Origin of the sequence: Methylocystis sp. JR02 (assembly GCF_030063565.1) — a bacterium.
Lineage (GTDB): Bacteria > Pseudomonadota > Alphaproteobacteria > Rhizobiales > Beijerinckiaceae > Methylocystis > Methylocystis iwaonis.
Genome location: NZ_JASIRC010000001.1, coordinates 1,658,409 through 1,682,500 on the forward strand (window position 1 = coordinate 1,658,409; position 24,092 = coordinate 1,682,500).

Here is a 24,092-nt window from a genome sequence, read left to right on the forward strand (position 1 = left end):
GGTTACGGTCCGACCTCGCCGCCCGTCGCGCCGAACACCTGCCCCGTCGCATAGCTCGATTCCGCCGAGGCCAACAGGACGTAAAGCGGCGCAATCTCCGCCGGCTGGCCGGGGCGTCCGAGCGGCGTGTCGCCGCCGAACTGGGTGAGATGCTCCTGCGTCTGCCCGCCTGAAGGTTGCAGCGGCGTCCAGAACGGGCCCGGCGCCACGGCGTTGACGCGGATTCCCTGTTTGGCAAGCTGCTTGGCCAGCCCCCAGGTGAAATTCAGAATGCCGGCCTTCGTCACCGCATAATCGAGCAGATGCTGCGATGGCTCATAGGCGTTGATCGAGGTCGTGTTGATGATGGTCGAACCGGGCCGCATATGGGGGACGGCCGCCTTGGTGATCCAGAACAGCGCATAGAGATTGGTGCGGAAGGTCCAATCCAGGTCTTCCGTGGTGATCTCCGTGATCGATTCGTGCACATGCTGGCGGGCGGCGTTGTTGACCAGAATATCGAGCCCGCCGAGCTCGTTCACGGCGTCATCGACGAGACGCTTGCAGAACATTTCGTCGCGAATGTCGCCAGGAATGGGCGCGGCCTTGCCGCCGGCGTCCTCGATCAACGCCACAACCTCCCGGGCGTCCTCCTCCTCTTGCGGAAGATAATTGATCGCGACATCGGCGCCCTCGCGCGCAAAGGCGATCGCCGCCGCGCGGCCGATGCCGGAATCGCCGCCCGTGAGCAGCGCCTTGCGGCCCTTGAGCCGCCCCGAGCCGCGATAGCTCTTCTCGCCGTGATCGGGCAGCGGAGTCATTTTGCAGGCGAGGCCCGGCCAGGGCTGCGGCTGCTTCTCGAAAGGCGGCTTGGGATAAAGCTCGCGCGGATTTTTGAGCCCGTCGCCCTGCGTCTGCATATCCGGCAGGGGGGCGGCGCTCTCTATGCCGGTTACCGAGATATTCTCCCGGATCGCTTCCGTGATCGATTGTCCCTGCGCAGGCATTGAACCCTCCCGGCGCCCCGCCAGCAGGGCGAAACGCGGGGGATGAAGGGAATGTTTCACAAGGCCGTCACGAGCCCGGCGGCGCCGACGAGCATCAAGCTCAGCGCCCAAACCAGGTCGAGGTTGAACCAGCTTCTGGAGATGAAGCTCGGGCCGAGCCAGCCGTGCACAAGGAACGCAATCAAGCCGCCAGCGGTCACCATCGAGACCACATGGAGGAGCGAAACCAGGACCGCGGTTGCAAAGTTTCGCCCCATCAGGCTCGCCAGTCCCTGATGAGCCGCGTCGACCTCTCCCGCCGAGCAAAGGCCAAGATAGATGGGCAACAGCATCAAACCGGCCCCATGGGCGATCGCGATAGCGAAGGACCACAGCGCAAGCTGCGTGGGCCTGATTCGGGCGAGCGCGCGCGGATGTCGCCGGTTGACGAGGCGGTAGGCGCCATAGGCGATCACGGCGGCGCCTACGGCGATCCTGATGACTCGTCCCCATTCCACCAGCGCGGTCATCAGCGCAAAGGGCAGCAGAATGACCAGCATGGCGGCTAAGTGCCCGGCCGCAAGCGACGCAAGCGCCAAGGCGAGGTCCCAGCGCCCCCTGCCCATCAGGCCGGCTGAAACGGCCAGAGGCCATCCCATGCCCGGATTAACGCCGTGGTAGAGGCCGCTGGCGACCACGGCCAGCCAAAGGTCAGCCGTGCTCCATTGAACGTGGCCCACCTTCAGACGGACGGATAGCAAAAGGAGTCGGTCGAGCAGTCGCCGCCTTCCAGGCGTATTTGGTGCGACCTGTATCCATCCGGAAACTCGACCCAAAATTCCTTGTCCAGCGTGACGCCGCCATCGGTCCCGACGTCGGCTTTGACCATCGCGCCTAGCACTCCCTCAGGAAAGAACTGGTCGTCCCAGGTCGAATAGAGCGAGTTCGTCCAGTAGACCCGCTTCCCGTCGCGGCTGATCTCGATCATCTGCGGGCCGCCGGCAAATGTATTGCCATTCGGATGGGGCGTCCGTCTGACAATGCCGCCGATATGCGCCGAGCCAACCAGCTTGGGCGCCCTCGGGTCGCTGACGTCATACTGGCGCATCTCGCCCGTGCCCCAGCAGGACACATAGAGGAACCGATCATCGAGGGAGAGGTCGATGTCGGTGACCAATGGCGGAACGGCGGCAAAGGCCTGAAGCAATGGTGGGAGCTGATTTTTATCCGCCGGCTCGGGCGCAATGACGGCTGTCTTCTCGCAACGGAACGTGCCGCCCTCGCGCCACCAGGTCCAGATCGACCCCTCGAGGTTGGTCGTGTCCACCACGACGCCGACGAAGCCATATTCCTTTATCGGGTCGTGCGCCGGCCGGACTTCAAGGGCCATCTGATGGTTGGCGCCAAGGTCAATTGTTTGGACGTTGCGCCGCGCGCGCAGATCCCAGAAATGGAGTCTATGCCCATATTTGTTGCCGAGCAGATCGTCGGGAACCAGGCCGTTCTCGAACTGCGGCGGCAGCCCCCATTCGCTCGTCACCATGTAGTCCCGCGGCAGGTTCCACCAGAAATCGTAATGCTTGTCCTGCGGCCCTCGGTCGATCTCCCAGCGGCCCAGCACGTCGAATGTTTCGCAATCCATGATGAAGATACCGGGCGGGCTATCGGTCCCATCCGGTCCGCCGCCGCCGAGGGTGGAGACATAAATGCCCTCCGGCCCGCAATGGACCGTGTGCGGTCGCGAATAGCCGGTCTTGTGGAAGACTTCCTCCGGCTCGATGATCTTGTGGATCTTTGCCTGCGTGGGGTCCGGCTTGGTGTCGATCACATAGATCCGCGACGACCGCAGACCTGGGATGATGAGGTAGCGGCGCTCCAGAAAGGCGTGGCCCGACATGGGCGACAAGGCGGATGAGCAGGCGTTCCAGCCGAAATGATGAAATTCGTCACCCTTATTCGGCATCACCACCGTGTGGACGATTTTTCCATAGGATGAGGAACTCGAATCGACGTCGACCACGCCCAGGCAGTCCGGACGCGAAAAATTGGGACTGAGCATCAGGACGTAGGCATATCGCTCAGGGGGCGCTTCCATCGCCAGCTTGGGGGTGGCGTGGAAGGTGGGGTCCGGACGGATCGTCATTTTTCTCCCTCCGTGATCCGGGCCTCCCAGCCGAGGCGGGAGCGTCGTCGCCGGATTAAACAGTTCGGAGATAACGCCCGTTCAGGAGCCAGCAATGGCTCATCAGCGCGGCGCCGACCTATGCGCCACAGCGAGCATGTCTGCTTGGGCGGAAAAGCAACCAAGCGCGTTAGACCAACAAAAAAGGCCGAGGTTGGAGCCTCGGCCTTTTAGTTTCTGTTCATTACGCCTTGCGAAGCGCCCTCCCCTTTAAGGGAGGAAATGGCGTGGGAGCCCGTTTTGGCTCAGCCCTTCGCGGCCGCCGCGACTTCCGCGGCGAAATCGCTGGTCTGCTTCTCGATGCCCTCGCCGAGCGCATAGCGGACGAAGCCCTTGATGGCGATCGGCGCGCCGGCCTTGCCTTCGAGCTCCTTCACCGCCTGGGCGACGGTCTTGCCATTATGCTCGGGGTGGTTCGAGGGCTGGTCGAGCAGGCAGACTTCCTTGGCGAAAGTCTTGACGCCGGACTCGACGATCTTCGCCAGCACATTCTCGGGCTTGCCGGCGTTCTTCTCGCGCAGCAGATTGGCTTCGCGCTCGACAATCGCCGGGTCGAGGCCGGAGGCGTCCATCGCCTGCGGATTGGCCGAGGCGACATGCATGGCGATCTCGCGCGCGAGCTTGGCCAGCACTTCCTTGTCGCCGGTCGATTCCAGCGCGACGATCACCGCGATCTTGCCCTGGCCGTCGACGACCTGGCCGTGCACATAGCGGCCGACGACGCCGTCGGACACCGTCAGCGCGGCGGCGCGGCGCAGCGTGAGGTTCTCGCCGATCGTGGCGATAGACGTCGTGATGTTCTCGGCGACCGTGCCGCCGCCCGGATAAGCCTCTCCGCCGAGCTCAGCGGCGTCGGTCTTGCCGGTCGCCAGCGCCACTTCGGCGATGTTCTTGACAAGCGTCTGGAAGTCGCCGTTACGGGAAACGAAGTCGGTCTCGGAGTTCACCTCGACGACGACGCCCTTCTTGTCGCCGGTGAGCGCGGCGACGAGGCCCTCGGCGGCCACGCGGTCGGCCTTCTTGGCGGCCTTGGAGAGACCCTTCTTGCGCAGCCAGTCGACAGCGGCCTCGAACTCGCCCTCGGTCGCGGTGAGCGCGGCCTTGCAGTCCATCATGCCGGCGCCGGTGCTCTCACGCAGTTCCTTGACGAGGGCGGCGGTAATCGTGGCCATGGTCGAAATCCTTCTGTTTGGGCCGGCTGGAAGCCCGCGGCGACGGCTTCCCGGCTCTCGGGGGCTTTATGGCGACGGGCGCCGGCTCTGGATGAGCCGGCGCCCGAGGTAATGGCGAAAGATGACAGTCAGTCTTTAGGCGGACAGAAGCGCGCGCGCCTGATCCACCCAGCCGTCGCGGGCGATGCGGCCGCTGAGCTTGAGATCGGCGTCGACCTTTTCGACGTCGGCCGGAGTCATCGCGGCGATCTGCCAGTAATGGAAGACGCCGGCGTCATTGAGCTTCTTGACGACCTGCGGGCCGACGCCGTTCAGCTTGGCGAGATCGTCGGGCGCGCCGCGCGGGGCGGCGAGCAGCTCGAAGACCTCGGCCGACTCGTAAGCCTCGCCGCTTTCGGCGCCGGCCACGGCCGGCTCGACGGCCGGAGCCTCGGCTTCGCCGAGATCGACGCCCAGCGCGCCCTGGCTGCGGGAGATGCCGTCGATCGCGGCGCGGGCGATCAAGTCGCAGTAGAGCTGGATGGCGCGGCCGGCGTCGTCATTGCCCGGGATCGGATAGGTCACGCCATCCGGATCGCAGTTGGTGTCGAGGATCGCCACCACCGGGATCTTGAGGCGGTTGGCCTCCTTGATCGCGAGCTGCTCCTTATTGGTGTCGATGACAAAGATCAGGTCGGGCGTGCCGCCCATGTCCTTGATGCCGCCGAGCGCCTTTTCCAGCTTGTCGCGCTCGCGGGTGAGGAGCAGGCGCTCCTTCTTCGTCACGCCCTGGGCGCCGGCCGAGAGCATCTCGTCGAGCTTGCGCAGGCGATTGATCGAGCCCGAAATGGTCTTCCAGTTGGTCAGCGTGCCGCCGAGCCAGCGGGAGTTGATGTAATATTGCGCGCTGCGGCGGGCCGAGTCGGCGATCTGATCCTGCGCCTGGCGCTTGGTGCCGACGAACAGCACGCGGCCGCCCTTGGCCACCGTGTCGGAGACCGTCTTCAGCGCCTGATGCAGCAGCGGGACCGTCTGGGCGAGGTCGATGATGTGGATATTGTTGCGCACGCCGAAAATGAAGGGGGCCATCTTCGGGTTCCAGCGATGCGACTGGTGGCCGAAGTGAGCGCCCGCCTCGAGAAGGCCGCGCATGGTGAAGTCAGGAAGCGCCATTTACTTTTCTCCGGTTGAGCCTCGGCGAAAGCAAGGTGAAGAGGCCGGAAACCGGCCACCGGAAACGACGTCTTGGATCAGACGCCGCATAACCTTCGCCTGTGGGATGCGCGCGCTTATAGGCGAAGCGCCCGCAGGGAGCAATAGGGATCGCCGCAAGGTTTGCAAGAGGATTTGCAAGAAGGCCGCCCCGAGGCCGCCTGCGCGGGGTGGAAACAACCTGCGGCGGGGCTTCGGAGAGGCCTCTCAAAGGCCTCGAATCTTCGGGTTCCACGGCCTAAAAAAATTTTTTGTCCGCGACCAGTTGTCGCACATTAAGTGATTGATTATACGCTATAATATCGCGTTTTTGGCCGTCAAAATTAGGCTCTCCCCGCAGATTGCCAAGCGGTTTGAATCGGGCTAGGGTTACCTCGATGCGGCAAGCATTCTGGTAGAAAAAACAAACAGGGGGAAAACGCATGGCTGTCAACGTTCACAGCTCCGGCGACATCGGCAAGATGCTCATCTGGGTCGCCGCCTTCGTCGGCTTCGTCGTCGTCGCTCTTACCTGGGTTCCGGACTGGATCTCTCCCGAGGGCACCAACGGCACGGGCAACAACCGCGAGGCTCTCGGCACCGCCGGCACCGGCTCTACCGCGCGCATGATTCAGTAATACCCCTGCTGAACGACTTGCCGGGGGGTGATCTCCCGGTCTTGTCGTCTGGGAGCACGATCGGCCCGGCAACGGCGCAGATCGATTTGGAGCCGACGCTCTCGACTTGTTCGGGCGTCGGCTTCAGCATTTTTGGCCGCCGATCGCACTTTTGCGGGGCTGGCCGCGACCAAGCAGCCGGGCCGGCGCTGTCTCCTCGAGATGGAACGACCGCCGCGGCGCTCAAACGGCAAAGGAAGCTGATGTCCCGAATGCGCGCCGATCTGTTGCTTATGGCGGTTTCGATCATTTGGGGAACGGCTTTTATCGCGCAGAAACAAGCCAACGAGGCCATGGGGCCGATCAGTTTCGTCGGCGCGCGTTTTTTGGTTTCCTGGATGGCGCTGGCGCCGCTCGCCTTCTACGAGCGCAGTAACAAGGCTCGAGCGCGGTTGAGAAAACAGGATCTGGCGCTTGCGGGCCTGATCGGCCTCTGCCTGTTTGCCGGCTCCACTTTGCAGCAGACCGGCCTCGTCACGACCACGGCGACGAACGGCGGTTTTTTGACCGCCCTCTACGTGATTTTCGTCCCCTTCATCGTCTGGATGATTACGGGAGCCAAGCCGAGACCCGTGGTCTTGGGCGCGATCGCCGTGTCCGTCGCGGGGGCCTGGCTCCTGACGGAACACGGGCATTTTCAGGGGCTCAACGGCGGCGACGCTTTGGTTCTGATCGCGGACGTCGCTTGGGCGGCCGGGATCAGCCTCGTTCCGGTCTTTCTGGCGCGCGCCGACCGGCCATTCTTCCTGGCTTTCGCGCAATATGGCGTCGCCTCTCTTCTCGGCCTCACTGTCGGGCTCAGCGTCGAGCCTGTCTCCCAGGAGGGATTGGCCGTGGCGCTTCCGGCCATCCTCTATGCCGGCCTCTGCTCCGGTGGCATTGCCTTCACGCTGCAGATCGTCGCGCAAAAATATACGCCCCCGGCCGAAGCCGCTCTGATCATGTCGCTCGAGTGCGTTTTCGCGGCCCTGTCGGGCGCCGCGCTGCTCTCGGAACGCCTGACGGGCCCCGCCATCCTGGGCTGCCTTCTCATCCTGCTCGGCGTCCTTATGGTCGAGGCCGGTCCTGCCGCGAAAAATATCAAGCTGCGCAGCTACTTGCGGAAGTCCGTCCTCGGAAAGCGCCTTGGCGCCATCGCGCCTTACGAATACGCTTCGCCGCGAGCCGACTTCAAGCCGCCCAGATAGCTCCGATGGACCTGAACAGCGCGATCCGCTTTTCCGTAAGGCAAGTTTCGTCGGAGCTGTTCTCGGCAGGTTCGATCTTTTCGATCTATTCGCTGGCGTCGTCCTTCGCTTTGGGTTTCGCCGCATTGGCTTATCGACGCTTGCGGCGCCGGGGGCGCGCCAATCTGCGGGCTGTTGCGCGCGCGATTTTCTCCAAGAATTTCGTGATGCGCGAGTCTGTTCACGCAGATTTGAAGCTCTTCGTTCTCAGCGTCATCTTCATGCCGGCGGTGATCGGCGGCCTCGTCATTTCGTCGAACGTCATTGCGATGGGCGTCAGTTCAGTCCTCGGCAAAGCATTCGGGCACATGGGGAACACAAGCTTCAGCGATTTGCAGATCAAGGCGATCTCGACCGTAGTTTTGTTCCTGGCCTATGAGATTGGCTATTTTCTAGACCATTATCTCAAGCACCGGGTTGCTTTCTTGTGGGAGCTTCACAAGCTCCATCACACGGCCGATGTCCTGACGCCGCTGACCAATTTCAGAAACCACCCGATCGACAATGTCATCTTCGGCTATATGCTCGCGACCTTCATCGGCGCCGCGTCCGGCGCCTTGCATTGGCTCTTCAACCGGTCGACGGATATGTTTGCCGTCGACGGCAAGAACATCCTCTTTCTCTGCTTTCTCTGGACCATCGGACATCTCCAGCACTCGCAGTTCTGGATACCCTTCTCCGGCGCCTGGGGCCGCGTCATTTTGAGCCCCGCCCACCACCAAATCCATCATTCGAACGATCCGAGGCATTTCAATCGCAACCTCGGCAGTGTCCTCGCCGTCTGGGACTGGATGTTTGGGACGCTCGAGATCCCCACGGAGAAAAACCCGCGCCTGACCTATGGCGTCGACGAAAAAGGCGTCGACCCGCATTCGGTTGCCGGCATGCTGCTGACGCCCATGGTCAAATCAGCGTCCGCGTTTTGGCGTGCGCTCGTCTCGGCGCCGCAGTTCTTCTTCAACGCGAGCGGCGCCGCGGCGGAGCGGATGCTACGACGCCAAGGCTGAGCTCCTTAAAACTCGATGCCTTCCTGCGCCTTCACGCCCGCCGCAAAATGGTGCTTCACCAGGGTCATCTCCGTCACGAGATCGGCGGCCGCGATCATTTCCGGCTTGGCGTTGCGTCCGGTCACGACGACATGAAGACCGTCTCGCCGCGCCGCCAGTCTCTCCACAACCTCGCCCAGGGGCAGGTGCTCGTAGCGCAGCGAAATATTCAGCTCGTCGAGCACCAACAGGCGAATCTCGGGATCATCCATCAGCTTGCAGGCCGTCTCCCAGGCGCGCCTCGCCGCGGCCTCGTCACGCGCGCGGTCCTGCGTCTCCCAGGTGAAGCCCTCGCCCAATGTGTGCCAGGAGACCTGCCCGAGCGAGACCTGCCCGAGCTTCTCCAGCATTTCGCGCTCGCCCGACCGCCAGCCGCCCTTGCCGAATTGCACGACGCCGACCTTCCAGCCGTGGCCGAGCGCCCGCAGCGCCAGACCGAAGGCCGCGGTGGATTTGCCCTTGCCGGGGCCGGTGTGAACCATCAGCAAGCCTTTTTGCACGATCGTCTTGCCGGCGACCTCGGCGTCCTGCACGGCCTTGCGCTTTTCCATCTTCTCGCGATGGCGGCGCGCCGCGTCCTTTTCCTGATCTTCTTCCAAGACGCGCTCCTTGGCGTTTGACGTAAAGGTGACGCGCGCATATGACTGAGCGTGACGGTCCTTCGCAAGAAGGCGAAAAGGGAACGCGGTGCGGGAGTCCCCAAAACCGCGGCTGCCCCCGCAACTGTAACCGGGAAGGCTGCGCCATCGGCCACTGAGCCAAAAGCTTGGGAAGGCGGCGCGGATGGAACCCGGAAGCCAGGAGACCTGCCGTCGCTTGTCGGAATTATGCGCCGCCGGTGGGGCGGCAGGGAGACCCTTATGACGACCAAGACCGCCGCTATTCGTTCGATTTCCGGCTCTCGCGCGGAGACGCTGAAGGCCGCTTTCGTTGCTTTCATCGTCGGCCTCGGCCTCGTCTATGGCGCGGGCTTCGCCAACTCCGAGACCGTGCACGACGCGGCGCATGATTCGCGCCACGCGCTCTCCTTCCCCTGCCACTGACCGCCCTTCACGCGACCCGTGATCGCGCGCCTGTTGGCGGCCGGCCTCATCGCCGGCATTGTTGCGGGCCTTGCGGTCGCGGGTCTGCAGCACATCACGACGACGCCGCTCATCCTCGCCGCCGAGGTTTATGAGGCGGCGCAGCATGCCCATGACGCGGCCGAAGCGGCGGCCCCGGCCTTCGAGGGCCTGCGCCGCACGGTCGCGACAAGCCTCGCAACCATCGCCGTCTCGGCGGGCTATGCGCTGATCCTGCTCGCCGGCATGCTTTTTTCTGGAGAGTCCATCGGCCCCCGCCGCGCGGCGCTCTGGGGCGCCTGCGCCTTCGCCGCGACCGGGCTCGCGACGAGCCTCGGCCTCGCGCCGCAACTCCCCGGCGCGGCGGAGACCGATCTTGCGGGCCGCCAAATCTGGTGGCTTGCGACTGCCGCCTCGACCGGCGCCGGGCTTTTCGCTTTGCTGCGCCTCGACGCGCCCGCCGCCAAGATCTTCGGCGCCGCGCTGATCGTCGCGCCGCATTTCTTCTGGCCGACGCTTGCCACGCCGGAAAGCACCGTCCCCGCCGAGCTTGCCGCGCGCTTCGCCGCCGCTTCGCTCGCCGTGCAGGCGGCGAGCTGGGTGCTCGCCGGCGCGCTGGCCGGACTGGCTTGGCGTCTCATCTCGCGTGACGAAACGGAGGCCGCATGAGCGCCGCCAAAATCCCCGCAACCATCGTCACCGGCTTTCTCGGCGCCGGCAAAACGACGCTCATCCGTCATGTGCTCGAGAACGCCCGCGACCGCCGGCTGGCGCTTGTCATCAACGAATTCGGCGACGTCGGCGTCGACGGCGACATTTTGCGCGCCTGCGGTATCGAGAATTGCCCGGAGGAGAATATCGTCGAGCTCGCGAACGGGTGCCTGTGCTGCACGGTCGCCGACGATTTCGTGCCGGCGATCGAGGCCCTGCTCGCGCATGAGAAACGGCCCGAGCATATCATCATCGAAACCTCCGGCCTCGCGCTGCCGAAGCCTTTGGTAAAGGCCTTCGACTGGCCCGCCATCCGCTCGAAGCTCACCGTCGACGGCGTGATCGCCGTCATCGACGGCAAGGCGGTCGCAGAAGGCCGTTTTGCCGATGACCTCGACGCCATCGCGCAGGAGCGCGCCGAAACCGAGACGATCGATCACGACAATCCGCTCGAAGAAGTCTTCGAGGATCAGCTCGCCTGCGCCGATCTCGTCATTTTGAACAAGACCGATCTGCTCGACGAATCTGAAGAAGCGACGGTCGCCGCGCAGCTTTCGCAAGGCGCGCGCGCGAGCGTGAAAGTCGTGCGCGCGCGCGCCGGCCGCGTCGATCCGCTCGTGTTGCTTGGCCTCGCCGCGGCGGCTGAGGACGATCTCGCGAACCGCCCCTCGCATCACGATGCCGAGAGCGAGCATGATCACGACGATTTCGATAGTTTTGTTGTCAGTATCCCGGCAATCTCCGATCCGGTCGCGCTCGTTGCGAGACTCACTGAAGCTGCGCGTACGCATGACGTGCTGCGCGTAAAAGGCTTCGTCGAGGTCGCGGGCAAGCCGATGCGTCTTCTCGTGCAAGGCGTCGGCGCGCGCGTTCAGCATCATTTCGACCGCCCTTGGAAAGCCGGCGAAGAACGCGCGAGCCGTCTCGTCGTGATCGGCGAAAAGGGACTCGATCGCGAGTCGATCGCCGCGATGCTCGCGCAGCCGTGAGGCGCCATGCATCTCTTGCCGCGCGATCTCCATAGTCTCGACGACGCCGGCGCGGCGACGGATCTCGGCCAGACTCCGGCCGACGTAGTCTTTCTGTCTTTTTCCGATTCAGAGCTGCGCCTGCTCGCCCGGCTGCATGCGCGCGACGAGCGCCTTGCAAGCCTGCGCTGCGCGCCGCTCGCGCAACTGAAACACCCCTACTCCGTCGATCTCTATCTCGACACAGTCGCGCGCCACGCCAAGGTCATTGTGGTGCGGCTTCTCGGCGGCAAGGATTATTGGGCCTATGGCGTCGAGCAGCTCGAGGCGCTGGCCCGCACGCGCAATATTGCGCTCGCGATTGTGCCGGGCGATACGGTCGAGGACGTCCGTCTCGCTCAGGCGTCGACTCTAGATGCCCAGGCCCTCAATCGCATCTGGCGCCTCTTCCAGGACGGCGGGCCCGATAATCTCCGTTCGTTCCTGGCCTATGCATCGGCGCTCGCCGGGCGTCCCGCCGATTGGCGCGAGAGCGTTCCGGTCTCCAATGCCGGCCGTTTCACGCGAGCCTGTCGCGCGGTCGGTGGCGATGCGCCGCGCGCGACGATCGTCTTCTATCGCTCGCTTTATCTCGCCGACGACGTAGCCCCGATTGTCGCGCTCGCCGACGCGCTCAATGAACGCAGCTTCGCCGTCGACGCAATCTATGTCGCAAGCCTCAAGGAGCTCGAGAGCGAAGCTTTTATAACGCAGGCGCTCGACGCATTCGCGCCCGACGTCATTCTCAACGCCACGGCCTTCTCCGCGCGCCGCGACGCAGGCTGCGTGCTCGACCGCGCCGACGCGCCCGTCCTGCAAGTCGCGCTCGCCACCTGCACGCGCGACGCATGGGAAGCTTCCGCCCGCGGCGCCAACGCCGCCGACCTCGCGATGAACGTCGTGCTGCCGGAAGTCGACGGCCGCATCTTCACCCGCGCCATCTCCTTCAAGGAAACGGCGCCGCGCGGCGCCGCAGAATTGGACGAGCCCCGCCATGCGCCGGAGCCTTCGCGCATCGCTTTTGTCGCAGAGCTCGCGGCAAATTGGGCGCGCCTGCGCCGCAAATCGAACGCCGAGAAAAGCCTCGCGCTTATTCTCTCCGATTACCCGGCGCGACGCGGACGCAGCGGATATGCGATCGGCCTGGACGCCGAAGCGAGCGTCGTGGAGATCACCGCAGCGCTGGGCGACGCCGGCTACGTTGTAGAAGACCCTCCGTCATTGAGCGACGCCACGAACGCCGCGGAAATCCCCTCTCCCGCCTGCGGGAGAGGGTGGCCCCTGCGTAAGCAGGGGTCGGGTGAGGGCCCTCATCCGTCACCGCTTCGCGGCGACACCTTCTCCCGCGAGCGGGAGAAGGAAGGATCACGATCGATCATTCGTGCGCTCGAGGAAGGCGCACAAACGATCGACGTTCCACTCTCCGACTACGTGCGCCTACTCGAAACGCTTCCCCCAACCTTCATCGCAACCCTCAACGACGCATGGGGCTCCCCGCAAGATGACCCCGCTGTTACAGGCGACGCCTTCCGCTTCTCCTGCCTCATCAACGGCAATCTCGTCATCGCCCTGCAGCCAGATCGCGGCGCGCGCGCGGAGCGCTACGAGACTTATCACGACATACAGCGGCCGCCGCGCCACGCCTATGTCGCCTTCTATCTCTGGCTGCGTCACATCCACAAAATCGACGCGCTGATCCACCTCGGCGCCCATGGCACGCTCGAATGGCTGCCGGGCAAATCCGTGATGCTTTCGCAGGAGTGTGCGCCCGAAGCCGTGCTGGGCCCTACCCCGCTCATTTATCCATTCATCGTCAATGATCCCGGCGAAGCCGCGCAGGCCAAGCGCCGCACGAGCGCCGTGACGATCGGGCATCTCACGCCGCCGCTCGTCGAGGCCGAGCTCTTCGACGCCGCCGCGACGATCGAGACGCTGCTCGACGAATATGCCGCCGCAGCGTCGCTCGATCCGCGCCGCGCGCGCCTCATTGCCGGCGCGATACTCGATGAAGCCGAACGCAGCGGACTCGCACAGGAATGCGGCGTGACGCGCGAGACCGACATCGCCGAAACGCTGGCGCGACTCGACGCCTGGATGTGCGATTTGAAGGAAATGCGCATCGGCGACGGGCTTCACGTCTTCGGCCGCGCCGACGAAGAGGCAACACGCAACGCTTGCGGGCTAAGCGAACGCAAGGCGCTCATCGACGCGCTTTCGGGCCGCTTCGTCGAGCCCGGCCCTGCAGGCGCGCCGTCACGCGGCCGCGCCGACGTCATCCCCACGGGCCGCAATCTTTTCTGCATCGATCCGCGCCACGCGCCGACGCAAACGGCTTACGACATCGGCAGACGCGCCGCGCATGAAGTGATGACGCGCCATGCGCAAACGCATGGCGACTTCCCGCGCCGCATCATGCTCGATCTCTGGGGCAGCGCGACGATCCGCACCGGCGGCGAGGACTTCGCGCAGGCGCTGGCGCTTCTCGGCGTCAGGCCGACATGGGATCAGCAAAGCGCGCGCGTCATCGGCTTCGAGATATTGCCGCAAGCCAAGCTCGATTTTCCGCGCGTCGACGTCACGCTGCATGTCTCGGGCCTGTTCCGCGACATGTTCCCCGGGCTCATCGCCCTCTTCGACGACGCTGTGCGCGCAGTGGCGGCGCTCGACGAAGACGTGGATTTCAATCCGCTCACAGAGTCGCGCGGCCTCACGCGCATTTTCGGCGCGGCGCAGGGAAATTACGGGCTCGGCGTCAGCGAGACGATCTTGCGCGGCGAGTGGTCGTCGCGGGACGATCTCGCCCGCGCCTATCTTGAAGCGGGCGGCCATGCGCTCGACCGCGCCGGCGAAAGTGCGCCCGCTTATGACGCGTTCAGCGCGCAAGTCGCCGCCGCCGACGCTCATGTTCATGCGCAGGACATGGCGGAAGTGGACGTGCTGACCGGCCCCGCCTTCGCCGATTTCGAAGGCGGCTTTGCCGCCGCAAATAAAATGCTCGGAGGCGACGCCGATCTGGTGCATCTCGACGCAACGCGGCCCGAGCGCCTGACCGCACGGCCGTTGCAAGACGAAATCGCCCGCGTGCTGCGCATGCGCCTCGCCAATCCGCGCTGGCTCGAGGGGCAAATGCGCCATGGGCATCGCGGCGGCGCGGAGATCGCGGAAGGAATCGACAATCTCTACGCCTTCGCGGCGACGAGCGGGCTGGTCAGCGACGCGCAATTCGACCTCGCCTTTTCAGCGACGCTCGGCGACGACACAGTGCGCGACTTTCTCGCGCGCGAGAATCCGCGCGCCCTGGAGGCGATCGTGCATGTCTTCAACGAGGCGCTCTCGCGCGGGCTGTGGCGCACCGGACGAAACAGCGTGCATGACATCCTAACGAATGTCGGAGGGGCCCATGCAGCCAACGCCTGAAATCAAGGGCTGGTGCCCAGGGGCCTACGCCCCCATGGCGAGCAATGATGGTCTGCTCATCCGCGCGAAGATCGTCGGCGCGCGGATAAACGCTGCACAGCTTGCAGCCGTCGCGGCGATTTCCGCCGATTGCGGCAATGGCCTTGTGGATCTCTCGCAACGCGCGCAACTGCAAATCAGAGGCGTCAGCGAGGCGACATTGCCCGACGCCTTGCGTAGACTCGACGCCGCACATCTGCTCCCGCGCGACGCCGCGGCCGAGCGGGTTACTAACATCATCGCAGCGCCGCTCTCTGACGACGCCAATGTGATGGCACGCGAACTCGCCGGCGCCCTTCGGGCAGATCAGGCGCTGCGCGCCCTCCCCGCCAAAATTCTTTTTGCTATAGATGGCGAGGCGCTGCCGCTGTCGAACGTCGAAGCGGATATTCGCCTTTCCGCGGTCCAACTGAACAACGTTGCGATAAGCGTAGCGGGAGCCGACGACCTCGCGATTATCGTCGATCGAACCGAAGCCGTCGCCACTGCGCTCAAGCTCGCGCGCGCCTTTGTGACGCTCCGCAACGGCGCCTTCGAGCTCCGCCGTATGGGGCGGCTCGTCAAAGCGCTTGGGGCCGCGCGCCTGTTTAGCGAAGCGGGGCTCGTCGCAGCGCTTTCGCGGCGTCCCGATTCTGCGCCGCGTCCCTTCCTCGGCGTGCAAGAAGCCGGCGGCCTCTGTTTCGCCGGCGTCGCCGCGCCGTCGGGCCGTTGGCGCGCAAGCGCGCTTGAAGGGCTTGCGTCGCTCGCCGCGTCGCAAGCGGGCGGCGAATTACGCCTCACGCCCTGGCGCGCCATTCTCATCCCCGCGCCATCGGCCGACGCAGCGCAAAGCATCATCGCCGCCGCCCGCGCGCGCGATCTTATCGTCTCCCACGAAGACCCGCGCCTTGCCGTCGTTGCGTGTCCTGGCGCGCCGGAATGCCCGCAGGCGCGCGGCGACACGCGCGGCGCTCTTGCGCGGCTCGCGCCGCTGGCGCAAAAGCTTGCAGGCAAGGATGGCGTCGGCCTTCATATCTCCGGCTGCGCGAAAGGCTGCGCGCGGCCCGGAAACGCGCCGGTGACGCTTATCGCCGATGACGGCCGCTTCAACCTCGTCGACACGGGCGGCGCGAGCGATGCGCCACAGTCGAAGGGGCTCGACATCGACGCCGTCGAAAGCGCGCTCGCCGCGCGCGCAAGGGAACATCTATGTCGGACGCATTGAGTTACATCCGCGACGGCGCGGCGATCTACCAGCGCTCCTTTGCGATCATCCGCGCGGAGGCCAATCTCGCGCGCTTTTCGCCTGAGCAGGAAAAGGTCGCCGTACGCATGATCCACGCCTGCGGCATGGTGGAGCTTGCCGACGACATCGACTTCTCGCCAAGCTTTGTGTCGGACGCCAAAGCCGCGCTGCGCAAGGGCGCGCCCATTCTCTGCGACGCCAATATGGTCGCGCATGGCGTCACGCGCGCGCGCCTGCCGGCGAATAATACCGTTGTTTGTACCCTCGTAGACCCCAATGTGGCGACGCTGGCCGCAGAACTCGGCACGACCCGCAGCGCCGCGGCCATGGAGCTGTGGCGCAACAGGCTCGACGGCGCCGTCGTCGCGATCGGCAATGCGCCGACGTCGCTCTTTCGTCTGCTCGAAATGCTCGACGAAGGCGTTGCGCGCCCCGCGGCGATCATCGGCATGCCCGTGGGCTTCGTCGGCGCGGCGGAATCTAAAGAGGCGCTCGCGGCCGATGGGCGCATTCCTTTCGCGATTGTGAAAGGCCGCAAGGGCGGCAGCGCCATGGCGGCCGCCGCCATCAATGCGCTGGCGAGCGACGCCGAATGAGCGTGCTTCCCGCAACATCGCAACAAAGCGCCGCAAAGCTCGGCGCGCTGATCGGCGTTGGGCTTGGTCCCGGCGATCCTGAGCTTGTGACGGTGAAAGCCGCGCGCCTCATCGGCGAAGCAAAAACCATCGCCTATTTCGCCAAGCGCGGCCGTGTGAGTCATGCGCGCACAATTGCGGAGCGCTATGTCTCGAAAGGCTGCGAGGAGCTGCCGCTCCTCTATCCGGTAACAACTGAGATTGCCTTCGACGCGCCAGAATATGTGGCTGCGCTCGCAACTTTTTACGAAGAAAGCGCAAAGCGTCTCGCCGCTGTGCTCGAACAGGGCCGCGACGTCGCCCTGCTCTGTGAAGGCGATCCGCTGCTCTACGGCTCCTTCATGCATATGTTCACGCGCCTTCAGCAGCGTTTTCGCGTCGAAGTCTGCGCAGGCGTTTCCGGCATGTCCGGCTGTTTCGCCGCAGCCCGCCAACCCATGACATGGGGCGACGACATCCTCACCGTCATGCCCGCGACTCTCGACGAAGACACGCTGACCGAGCGTCTTGCTGCGGCGGACGCCGCCGTCGTCATGAAGCTCGGCGGCAACTTCCCGAAATTGCGCCGCGCCATGACTCGCGCAGGCGTCATCTCGCGCGCCATTTACGTCGAGCGCGGAACCATGGCGGGCCAGAAGATCATGCCCTTTGCGAAGAAGCGCGACGACGACGCGCCCTATTTCGCCATGGCGCTCGTGCCGGGCCAGGGCCGCCGACCATGAGCGGATGTCTCTATATCGTCGGGCTCGGGCCGGCCGATGAGAAATGGCTGACGCTGGAGGCGCAAGAGGCGCTCGCGCAGGCGCAGGACATCATCGGCTACGACCCCTATGTCGCCCGCGTGCCGATGCGGCCCGGACAGACGCGACTCGCGAGCGACAATCGCGTCGAGATCGACCGCGCGCGCGAGGCGCTCACGCGAACGGCGCAAGGACGCGTCGTCGCGGTCGTCTCGGGTGGCGATCCGGGCGTTTTCGCCATGGCGGCGGCGGTGTTCGAGGCTGTCGATCACGGCCCGAAGGAATGGCGCAATCTCGATATTCGCGTGCTGCCGGGCGTCTCCGCGATGCAGGCGGCCGCCGCGCGGCTCGGCGCGCCGCTCGGCCATGATTTCTGCGCCATCTCGCTTTCCGACAATCTCAAACCATGGAGCGTCATCGAGAAGCGGCTGGAACATTCGGCGCGCGGCGATTTCGTCATCGCGCTTTACAACCCCGCCTCGCGCGCGCGGCCCACGCGCATCGTCGACGCCTTTACGCTACTGCGCCGCTTGCTTCCCGGCGAAACGTTGGTCAGCTTCGCGAAGGCGGTCGGCCGCGAAAAGGAAGAGATCATTCTCACGCGCCTCGATGAAGCGGATACGTCGCTGATCGACATGTCGACCCTTGTCGTCATCGGCGCGAGCGGCACAAAGCGCATCGCGCGCGAAGGCGCGCGCGACTGGGTTTATACGTCGCGAAAGGCCGAGTGAATGGAGAAATGGCTCTCCATCATCGGCATCGGCGAAGATGGCGTCGAAGCGCTGGCGCCCGCCGCGCGCACGCTGATCAACCAAGCGACGCTCATTGTCGGCGGCGCGCGCCATCTCTCGCTCATCAGTGAAAGCAAGGCCGAACGCCTGCAATGGCCCTCGCCGCTCACGGACGCCATTCCGCTTATCTTGGCGCGCCGCGCCGCGCCGGTCGTCGTGCTCGCCTCCGGCGATCCTTTCTTCTATGGCGTCGGCGATCTTATCTCGCGCCACGTCGCGCGCGATGAAATCTTCTGCATCCCTGCGCCTTCCGCCTTCTCTCTCGCCGCTGCGCGGCTCAATTGGAGCCAGCAGGACTGCGCGCTTGTTTCACTGCATGGCCGCGCCTTCGAGCGCATCACGCCCCACCTCCAACCGCGCGCGCGCATCATCGCGCTGTCATGGGACGAAACGACGCCCAGGCGTCTTGCTGATCATCTCACTAAGCTCGGCATGTGCGCTTCGCGTCTCTTCGTGCTCGAACGCCTGGGCGGCGCGAAGGAACGCATTCGGGAAACCCGCGCAGACGCATTCGATCTCCAAGACATTGCGGCGCTCAATACTGTCGCGATCGACGTGGTCGCCGAGCCCGGCGCACGCATTATTCCTCGCGCGCCCGGCCTGCCGGACGACTGGTTCGAAAACGACGGCCAGTTAACGAAACGTGAGATCCGCGCCGTGACGCTCTCCGCGCTCGCGCCACGCAAGGGCGAGACGCTTTGGGACGTCGGCGCCGGCTCGGGCTCGATTTCCATTGAATGGATGCTGAGCGATCCCGCCAACCTCGCCATTGCGCTGGAGCGAGACGAGACGCGCGCCGCGCGCATCGCGCGCAACGCAATCGCCTTGGGCGTTCCCGATCTGGAGATCGTGAAGGGCGCCGCCCCGCGGGCCCTGGAAGACCTTCGCACGCCCGACGCCATTTTCATCGGCGGCGGCGCCAATGACGCGACGTTAGAGGCCGCCTGGCGCGCGCTTCCTTCACACGGCAGGATCGTCGTCAACGCCGTGACTTTGGAAACGCAGGCATTGCTCGCGCAGGCGTTCGAGACCAAGGGCGGAGACTTGACACATTTGCAAATTTCTCGCGCCCGACCGGTCGGCCGCTTTCATGCACTCGATCCCGCCATGGCGGTGCTGCAATGGCGCGCGGTGAAACCATGAGATACGCGGCCGGCATCGGCGCCCGACGCGGCGTCGCCGCCGAGGCGATCATCGATCTCGTGCGCGCCGTCGCCGCGCAACATGGCGCGCCGCTTTCCGAGATCACGCTCTGCACGCTGGAAAGCAAAGCAGATGAGCCGGGCCTGCATGAGGCCGCAAAGGCGCTCGGCGTCCCGCTCGTCTTTCTCCCGCTCGATGCTTTGAAAGCGCGCAAGGGCGCCGCGCCCACCCATTCGCCGCGCGTGCAAGCGATGTTCGGCGTGGGCAGCGTCGCCGAAGCGGCCGCGCTCGTCGGAGCAGGGCCCGGCAGCCGCCTCCTGGGGCCGCGCGTCGCCACGCCTTATGTCGCCTGCGCGCTCGCCATCAGCGCCGAGGAAAAAGAATGACCGTGCATTTCATTGGCGCCGGCCCCGGCGCCGCCGATCTCCTCACGCTACGCGGTCGCGATCTCATCGCGCGCTGCCCTGTCTGTCTTTACGCCGGCTCGCTCGTGCCGGCGGGCGTGCTCGCCCATTGTCCGGAGGGCGCGCGCATCGTCGACACCGCGCCCCTCTCGCTCGACGACATCATTGCGGAGATGCAAGCCGCGCATGACGCCGGGCATGACGTGGCGCGGCTGCACTCCGGCGATCTCTCCATCTGGAGCGCCGTCGGCGAACAGACGCGCCGCCTGCGCGCGCTCGGCATTCCCTATACGATGACGCCGGGCGTGCCTGCCTTCGCCGCCGCGGCAAGCGCGCTCGGGCGTGAGCTGACGCTCCCGGAAGTGGCGCAGTCTGTCGTGCTCACCCGCACGTCAGGGCGCGCCTCGGCCATGCCGGAGCGCGAGAAGCTCGCAACCTTCGCGCACACCGGCGCGACGCTCGCAATCCATCTCTCCATTCACGTTCTCGGCCGCGTCGTCGAGGAGCTCACGCCCTTCTACGGCGCCGACTGCCCCGTCGCGCTGGTCTATCGCGCCTCCTGGCCCGAAGAGACGATCATCCGAGGCGCGCTTGCGGACATTGAAGCCCGCGCCGCCGAGGCCCCGATGGAGCGCACGGCGCTGATTCTCGTGGGCCCCGCGCTCGACGCCGAGGAGTTTAGAGAAAGCGCGCTTTACGACGCCGGCTATGATCGTCGCTTCCGGCCGCGAGGCGGCGTATGAGCGCTCCAGGCATATTGATCGCGGCGGCGCGATCGGGCTCGGGCAAGACAACGCTCGCGCTCGGCCTGATGCGGGCGTTGACGCGGCGCGGGCTGCGCGTGACCGCCGTGAAATGCGGACCGGACTATATCGACCCTGCCTTTCACGCCGCCGCAACGGGGCGCGAGGGGATCAATCTCGATTCCTGGGCGATGGAGCCCGGCTTGATCGCGGCCCTTGCCGCACGAGCGGGCGCGGGAGCCGATATCATCATCGCCGAAGGCGCCATGGGGCTTTTCGACGGCGCGCCCGAGGGCGCCGGCGGCACAGGCGCAAGCGCGGATATTGCCGCGCTGCTCAGCTGGCCGGTGCTGCTGGCGCATGACGCTTCCGGCCAGGCGCAAACCGCGGGCGCAGTCATCCGAGGTCTCGCCTCTCATGACCCGCGTTTGAAAATCGCCGGCGTCGTCGCCAATCGACTCGGCAGCGATCGGCATCGCCGTCTGGTGGCGGAGAGCGTCGAGGCGCTTGGGCTTAAGCTTTTCGGCGCCCTGCCTCGCAACGACGCTGTCAAGCTACCGGAGCGGCACCTAGGCCTTGTGCAAGCCGGAGAAACGGAAGGGCTGGACGCGCGGCTAAACGCTCTGGCGGATTTTGTCGAAGCCCATGTCGATGTAGCTGCGATCGTCAACGCCGCGGCAAGCGCGCCGAAGGCCCTCGACGCATCCGTTACGCCGAAGCCGCCGGCGCAGCGAATCGCCGTTGCGCGCGATGCGGCCTTTTCCTTTTTCTATCCCCATCACGCGCAGAGCTGGCGCGCGCAGGGCGCGGAGCTTGTCTTTTTCTCCCCCCTCGCTGACGAGCCGCCGCCGCAAGACGCCGACCTCTGTTGGCTTCCCGGCGGCTATCCGGAGCTCCATGCCGGCGCGCTCGCGCAGGCGGAAAGTTTTCTTTCTGGCCTGCGCCGCTTCGCCCAAACCCGGCCGGTCCATGGCGAGTGCGGCGGCTATATGGTTCTGGGGCGCCTTCTCACCGACGCCGACGGGCGCGCGCATCGAATGGCGGGATTGCTCGAGCTGGAGACGAGCTTCGCCAGCCGCAAGCTTCATCTTGGCTACAGAATCGCGGCTCTTTCGGCGGATCACTGCCTCGGTCCGAAAGGACGCATTTTACGGGGGCATGAATTCCACTACGCTACGGTCACGCGCGAAGAAGGCGAGACTTTCGCGCTGGTGCGGGACGCCTATTCCCCCACGCAATCGCCTTCCGGCCGACGCGCGGGCTTGGTTTCCGGAAGCTTTTTTCACGTGATTAGCTGAGCTTCCGTCCGCAGACAAAAAAAGGGGCCGCCGGAAAGCCAGCGGCCCAAGTCAAGGGAGGAAACGCCCAAGGAGGGCTACGAGAGCGAGAACCATCTCGCTGTCGCCTCACTGTTGTATTGCTGCATTGCACAAGTGTCAAGCCGATTTTTGCTGCAGCGCTCCCAAGAGCCGGCGCATTTTGTCGCGGCGCGGCGAAAAGGCTTTTTATTACAGGGATCTGCTGGGGAAACGTCAGCTTGGATGCGGGGGCAGGATTTGAACCTGCGACCTTCAGGTTATGAGCCTGACGAGCTACCGGGCTGCTCCACCCCGCGACAAGCGAGAAGCGCCGCTTTTTTGGAGCGGCGCTTTTGGTTTGGGATCGGAAGAGGAAGGAAGCGATGTGTTTGGCAGGCCTGGCGACGACCTACTCTCCCAGGTCTTGAGACATAGTACCATTGGCGCGGAAGCGTTTGACGGCCGAGTTCGGGATGGGATCGGGTCTGATCGCTTCGCCGAAGGCCACCAGGCCGGCGAAACACATCGAAGCAAACGGGCGCTGTGCGCTTTGTCTTTCCATCATCCATCTTCGCGTGTTCCCGAAAAGTGCGTAGCGGTTTTCGGATAAGAACACGCGCAAAAGATGGGCATTGATAAATGAGAGCGATCAAGCCAATCGAGCGATTAGTACCGGTAAGCTACGCAGGTCGCCCTGCTTCCACACCCGGCCTATCAACGTGGTCGTCTTCCACGGCTCTCGAGGGAGCACTGGTTTTGAGGTGGGTTTCCCGCTTAGATGCCTTCAGCGGTTATCCCGTCCATACATAGCTACCCTGCACTGCGGCTGGCGCCACAACAGGTCCACCAGAGGTATGTTCATCCCGGTCCTCTCGTACTAGGGACAAATCCTCTCAATACTCCTACACCCACGGCAGATAGGGACCGAACTGTCTCACGACGTTCTGAACCCAGCTCACGTACCACTTTAATCGGCGAACAGCCGAACCCTTGGGACCTTCTCCAGCCCCAGGATGTGATGAGCCGACATCGAGGTGCCAAACAACCCCGTCGATATGGACTCTTGGGGGTTATCAGCCTGTTATCCCCGGCGTACCTTTTATCCGTTGAGCGATGGCCCACCCACTCGGGACCACCGGATCACTATGACCGACTTTCGTCTCTGCTCGACTTGTCTGTCTCGCAGTCAGGCAGGCTTATGCCATTGCACTCGACGACCGATTTCCGACCGGTCTGAGCCCACCATCGCGCGCCTCCGTTACTCTTTGGGAGGCGACCGCCCCAGTCAAACTGCCTACCATGCATTGTCCCGGACCCGGATGACGGATCGCGGTTAGACATCCATGACGATAAGGGTGGTATTTCAAGGGTGGCTCCACACGAGCTGGCGCCCATGCTTCATAGCCTACCACCTATCCTACACATGCCGACACGAATGCCAATGCAAAGTTACAGTAAAGGTGCACGGGGTCTTTCCGTCTGACCGCAGGAACCCCGCATCTTCACGGGGAATTCAATTTCACTGAGCTGACGTTGGAGACAGCGGGGAAGTCATTACGCCATTCGTGCAGGTCGGAACTTACCCGACAAGGAATTTCGCTACCTTAGGACCGTTATATTTACGGCCGCCGTTTACCGGGGCTTCAATTCAAGGCGTGAACCTCTCCTCTTAACCTTCCGGCACCGGGCAGGCGTCAGACCCTATACGTCATCTTGCGATTTCGCAGAGCCCTGTGTTTTTGTTAAACAGTTGCCACCCCCTGGTCTGTGCCCCTCCGATCTGGTTGCCCAAACCGAAGGCCTCCTTATCCCGAAGTTACGGAGGTAAATTGCCGAGTTCCTTCAACGTCATTCTCTCAAGCGCCTTGGTATACTCTACCAGTCCACCTGTGTCGGTTTCGGGTACGGTCTGATGCAGGGGCTATTTCCTGGCGCGAGTTCACTGCCCGGACAATCCAGTAAGTCCGAACAATTTACCCCACGCGTCACCACCTGCTGGCCCACGAATATTAACGTGGTTCCCATCGACTACGCCTTTCGGCCTCGCCTTAGGGACCGGCTAACCCTGCGAAGATTAACTTTACGCAGGAACCCTTGGACTTTCGGCGACACTGTCTTTCACAGTGTTTCTCGTTACTCATGTCAGCATTCGCACTTCCGATACCTCCAGGATGTCTCACGACTGTCCCTTCACAGGCTTACGGAACGCTCCGCTACCGCTCACCCTTGCGGATGAACCCAAAGCTTCGGCTCGTGGCTTGAGCCCCGGTACATCTTCGGCGCGAGAACCCTTATTTAGACCAGTGAGCTGTTACGCTTTCTTTAAAGGATGGCTGCTTCTAAGCCAACCTCCTGGTTGTTTTGGGATTCTTACATCCTTTCCCACTTAGCCACGAATTGGGGGCCTTAGCTGTTGGTCTGGGTTGTTTCCCTCTCCACA

General features: G+C 64.3%; 21 protein-coding genes, 1 tRNA gene, 2 rRNA genes and 1 riboswitch (1 of these 25 only partly in view). Of the genes, 15 read left to right on the forward strand and 9 right to left on the reverse strand.

The window, feature by feature from the left end:
* Window positions 1-2: 2 nt before the first annotated feature.
* The 5 genes from QNA11_RS07940 to QNA11_RS07960 all read right to left on the reverse strand — a co-directional run bounded on the left by QNA11_RS07940 (window position 3) and on the right by QNA11_RS07960 (window position 5,471).
* Window positions 3-986 (reverse strand): SDR family oxidoreductase, encoded by a 984-nt coding sequence (locus tag QNA11_RS07940; RefSeq protein ID WP_202073582.1) that lies wholly within the window; start codon window positions 984-986, stop codon window positions 3-5.
* 56 nt (window positions 987-1,042) lie between these two features.
* Window positions 1,043-1,705, reverse strand: coding sequence for a hypothetical protein (locus tag QNA11_RS07945; RefSeq protein ID WP_283484176.1), 663 nt, complete (start codon window positions 1,703-1,705; stop codon window positions 1,043-1,045).
* 2 nt (window positions 1,706-1,707) lie between these two features.
* Window positions 1,708-3,108: a selenium-binding protein SBP56-related protein gene (locus tag QNA11_RS07950; RefSeq protein WP_283482604.1), complete on the reverse strand. Its 1,401-nt coding sequence runs from the start codon at window positions 3,106-3,108 to the stop codon at window positions 1,708-1,710.
* Between the two features lie 284 nt (window positions 3,109-3,392).
* Window positions 3,393-4,319 carry a translation elongation factor Ts gene (gene tsf / locus QNA11_RS07955; protein WP_283482605.1) on the reverse strand — a complete coding sequence of 309 codons (927 nt, stop codon included), beginning with the start codon at window positions 4,317-4,319 and terminating at the stop codon, window positions 3,393-3,395.
* A gap of 135 nt (window positions 4,320-4,454) precedes the next feature.
* Window positions 4,455-5,471 (reverse strand): 30S ribosomal protein S2, encoded by a 1,017-nt coding sequence (locus tag QNA11_RS07960; protein ID WP_283482606.1) that lies wholly within the window; start codon window positions 5,469-5,471, stop codon window positions 4,455-4,457.
* A gap of 461 nt (window positions 5,472-5,932) precedes the next feature.
* Between QNA11_RS07960 and QNA11_RS07965 the strand changes: the two genes are divergently transcribed.
* From QNA11_RS07965 to QNA11_RS07975, 3 genes are all read left to right on the forward strand, one after another.
* Window positions 5,933-6,127, forward strand: a complete 195-nt coding sequence (locus tag QNA11_RS07965) for a hypothetical protein (RefSeq protein WP_202073577.1) — start codon at window positions 5,933-5,935, stop codon at window positions 6,125-6,127.
* A gap of 242 nt (window positions 6,128-6,369) precedes the next feature.
* Window positions 6,370-7,353 carry a DMT family transporter gene (locus QNA11_RS07970; protein WP_283482607.1) on the forward strand — a complete coding sequence of 328 codons (984 nt, stop codon included), beginning with the start codon at window positions 6,370-6,372 and terminating at the stop codon, window positions 7,351-7,353.
* A gap of 5 nt (window positions 7,354-7,358) precedes the next feature.
* Complete coding sequence (locus QNA11_RS07975) at window positions 7,359-8,399, forward strand: sterol desaturase family protein (protein ID WP_283482608.1); 1,041 nt, start codon at window positions 7,359-7,361, stop codon at window positions 8,397-8,399.
* 5 nt (window positions 8,400-8,404) lie between these two features.
* On the opposite strand, the gene cobO is transcribed toward QNA11_RS07975, so the two are convergent.
* Complete coding sequence (gene cobO, locus QNA11_RS07980) at window positions 8,405-9,037, reverse strand: cob(I)yrinic acid a,c-diamide adenosyltransferase (RefSeq protein WP_283482609.1); 633 nt, start codon at window positions 9,035-9,037, stop codon at window positions 8,405-8,407.
* Window positions 9,038-9,075: 38 nt separating this feature from the next.
* Window positions 9,076-9,266: riboswitch (cobalamin riboswitch) on the forward strand.
* Window positions 9,267-9,298: 32 nt separating this feature from the next.
* Between cobO and QNA11_RS07985 the strand changes: the two genes are divergently transcribed.
* From QNA11_RS07985 to QNA11_RS08040, 12 genes are read left to right on the forward strand one after another with little or no spacing between them, the layout of a single operon-like run.
* Complete coding sequence (locus tag QNA11_RS07985; protein WP_281928538.1) at window positions 9,299-9,481, forward strand: CbtB domain-containing protein; 183 nt, start codon at window positions 9,299-9,301, stop codon at window positions 9,479-9,481.
* Between the two features lie 18 nt (window positions 9,482-9,499).
* Window positions 9,500-10,168 (forward strand): CbtA family protein, encoded by a 669-nt coding sequence (locus tag QNA11_RS07990; protein WP_283482610.1) that lies wholly within the window; start codon window positions 9,500-9,502, stop codon window positions 10,166-10,168.
* Window positions 10,165-11,199 carry a cobalamin biosynthesis protein CobW gene (gene cobW / locus QNA11_RS07995; RefSeq protein ID WP_283482611.1) on the forward strand — a complete coding sequence of 345 codons (1,035 nt, stop codon included), beginning with the start codon at window positions 10,165-10,167 and terminating at the stop codon, window positions 11,197-11,199. Before QNA11_RS07990 ends, cobW begins: the two co-directional genes overlap by 4 nt.
* A 6-nt stretch (window positions 11,200-11,205) precedes the next feature.
* The gene (gene cobN / locus QNA11_RS08000; RefSeq protein WP_283482612.1) at window positions 11,206-14,634 is read left to right on the forward strand and encodes a cobaltochelatase subunit CobN; all 3,429 of its coding nucleotides are present in this window, start codon (window positions 11,206-11,208) and stop codon (window positions 14,632-14,634) included.
* Window positions 14,618-15,877, forward strand: coding sequence for a precorrin-3B synthase (gene cobG, locus QNA11_RS08005; RefSeq protein ID WP_283482613.1), 1,260 nt, complete (start codon window positions 14,618-14,620; stop codon window positions 15,875-15,877). The genes cobN and cobG overlap by 17 nt, the downstream gene beginning before the upstream one ends.
* Window positions 15,862-16,494, forward strand: coding sequence for a precorrin-8X methylmutase (locus tag QNA11_RS08010; protein WP_283482614.1), 633 nt, complete (start codon window positions 15,862-15,864; stop codon window positions 16,492-16,494). The genes cobG and QNA11_RS08010 overlap by 16 nt, the downstream gene beginning before the upstream one ends.
* Window positions 16,491-17,255, forward strand: coding sequence for a precorrin-2 C(20)-methyltransferase (locus QNA11_RS08015; RefSeq protein ID WP_283482615.1), 765 nt, complete (start codon window positions 16,491-16,493; stop codon window positions 17,253-17,255). The genes QNA11_RS08010 and QNA11_RS08015 overlap by 4 nt, the downstream gene beginning before the upstream one ends.
* Complete coding sequence (gene cobJ / locus QNA11_RS08020; RefSeq protein WP_283482616.1) at window positions 17,252-18,004, forward strand: precorrin-3B C(17)-methyltransferase; 753 nt, start codon at window positions 17,252-17,254, stop codon at window positions 18,002-18,004. Before QNA11_RS08015 ends, cobJ begins: the two co-directional genes overlap by 4 nt.
* Window positions 18,005-19,207, forward strand: coding sequence for a precorrin-6y C5,15-methyltransferase (decarboxylating) subunit CbiE (gene cbiE, locus QNA11_RS08025; RefSeq protein ID WP_283482617.1), 1,203 nt, complete (start codon window positions 18,005-18,007; stop codon window positions 19,205-19,207).
* Entirely contained in the window at window positions 19,204-19,593 is a 390-nt protein-coding gene (locus tag QNA11_RS08030) for a cobalamin biosynthesis protein (RefSeq protein WP_283482618.1), read from the forward strand. Before cbiE ends, QNA11_RS08030 begins: the two co-directional genes overlap by 4 nt.
* Window positions 19,590-20,354, forward strand: coding sequence for a precorrin-4 C(11)-methyltransferase (gene cobM / locus QNA11_RS08035; RefSeq protein ID WP_283482619.1), 765 nt, complete (start codon window positions 19,590-19,592; stop codon window positions 20,352-20,354). Before QNA11_RS08030 ends, cobM begins: the two co-directional genes overlap by 4 nt.
* Complete coding sequence (locus QNA11_RS08040) at window positions 20,351-21,652, forward strand: cobyrinic acid a,c-diamide synthase CobB (protein ID WP_283482620.1); 1,302 nt, start codon at window positions 20,351-20,353, stop codon at window positions 21,650-21,652. The genes cobM and QNA11_RS08040 overlap by 4 nt, the downstream gene beginning before the upstream one ends.
* 240 nt (window positions 21,653-21,892) lie before the next feature.
* Here QNA11_RS08040 and QNA11_RS08045 read toward each other — a convergent pair.
* From QNA11_RS08045 to QNA11_RS08055, 3 genes are all read right to left on the reverse strand, one after another.
* Window positions 21,893-21,969: transfer RNA gene (locus tag QNA11_RS08045), tRNA-Met, on the reverse strand.
* A 79-nt stretch (window positions 21,970-22,048) separates the two neighbouring features.
* Window positions 22,049-22,164: ribosomal RNA gene (rrf, locus tag QNA11_RS08050) — 5S ribosomal RNA — on the reverse strand.
* Between the two features lie 133 nt (window positions 22,165-22,297).
* Window positions 22,298-24,092, reverse strand: a 23S ribosomal RNA gene (locus tag QNA11_RS08055) (it continues 1,145 nt past the right edge of the window).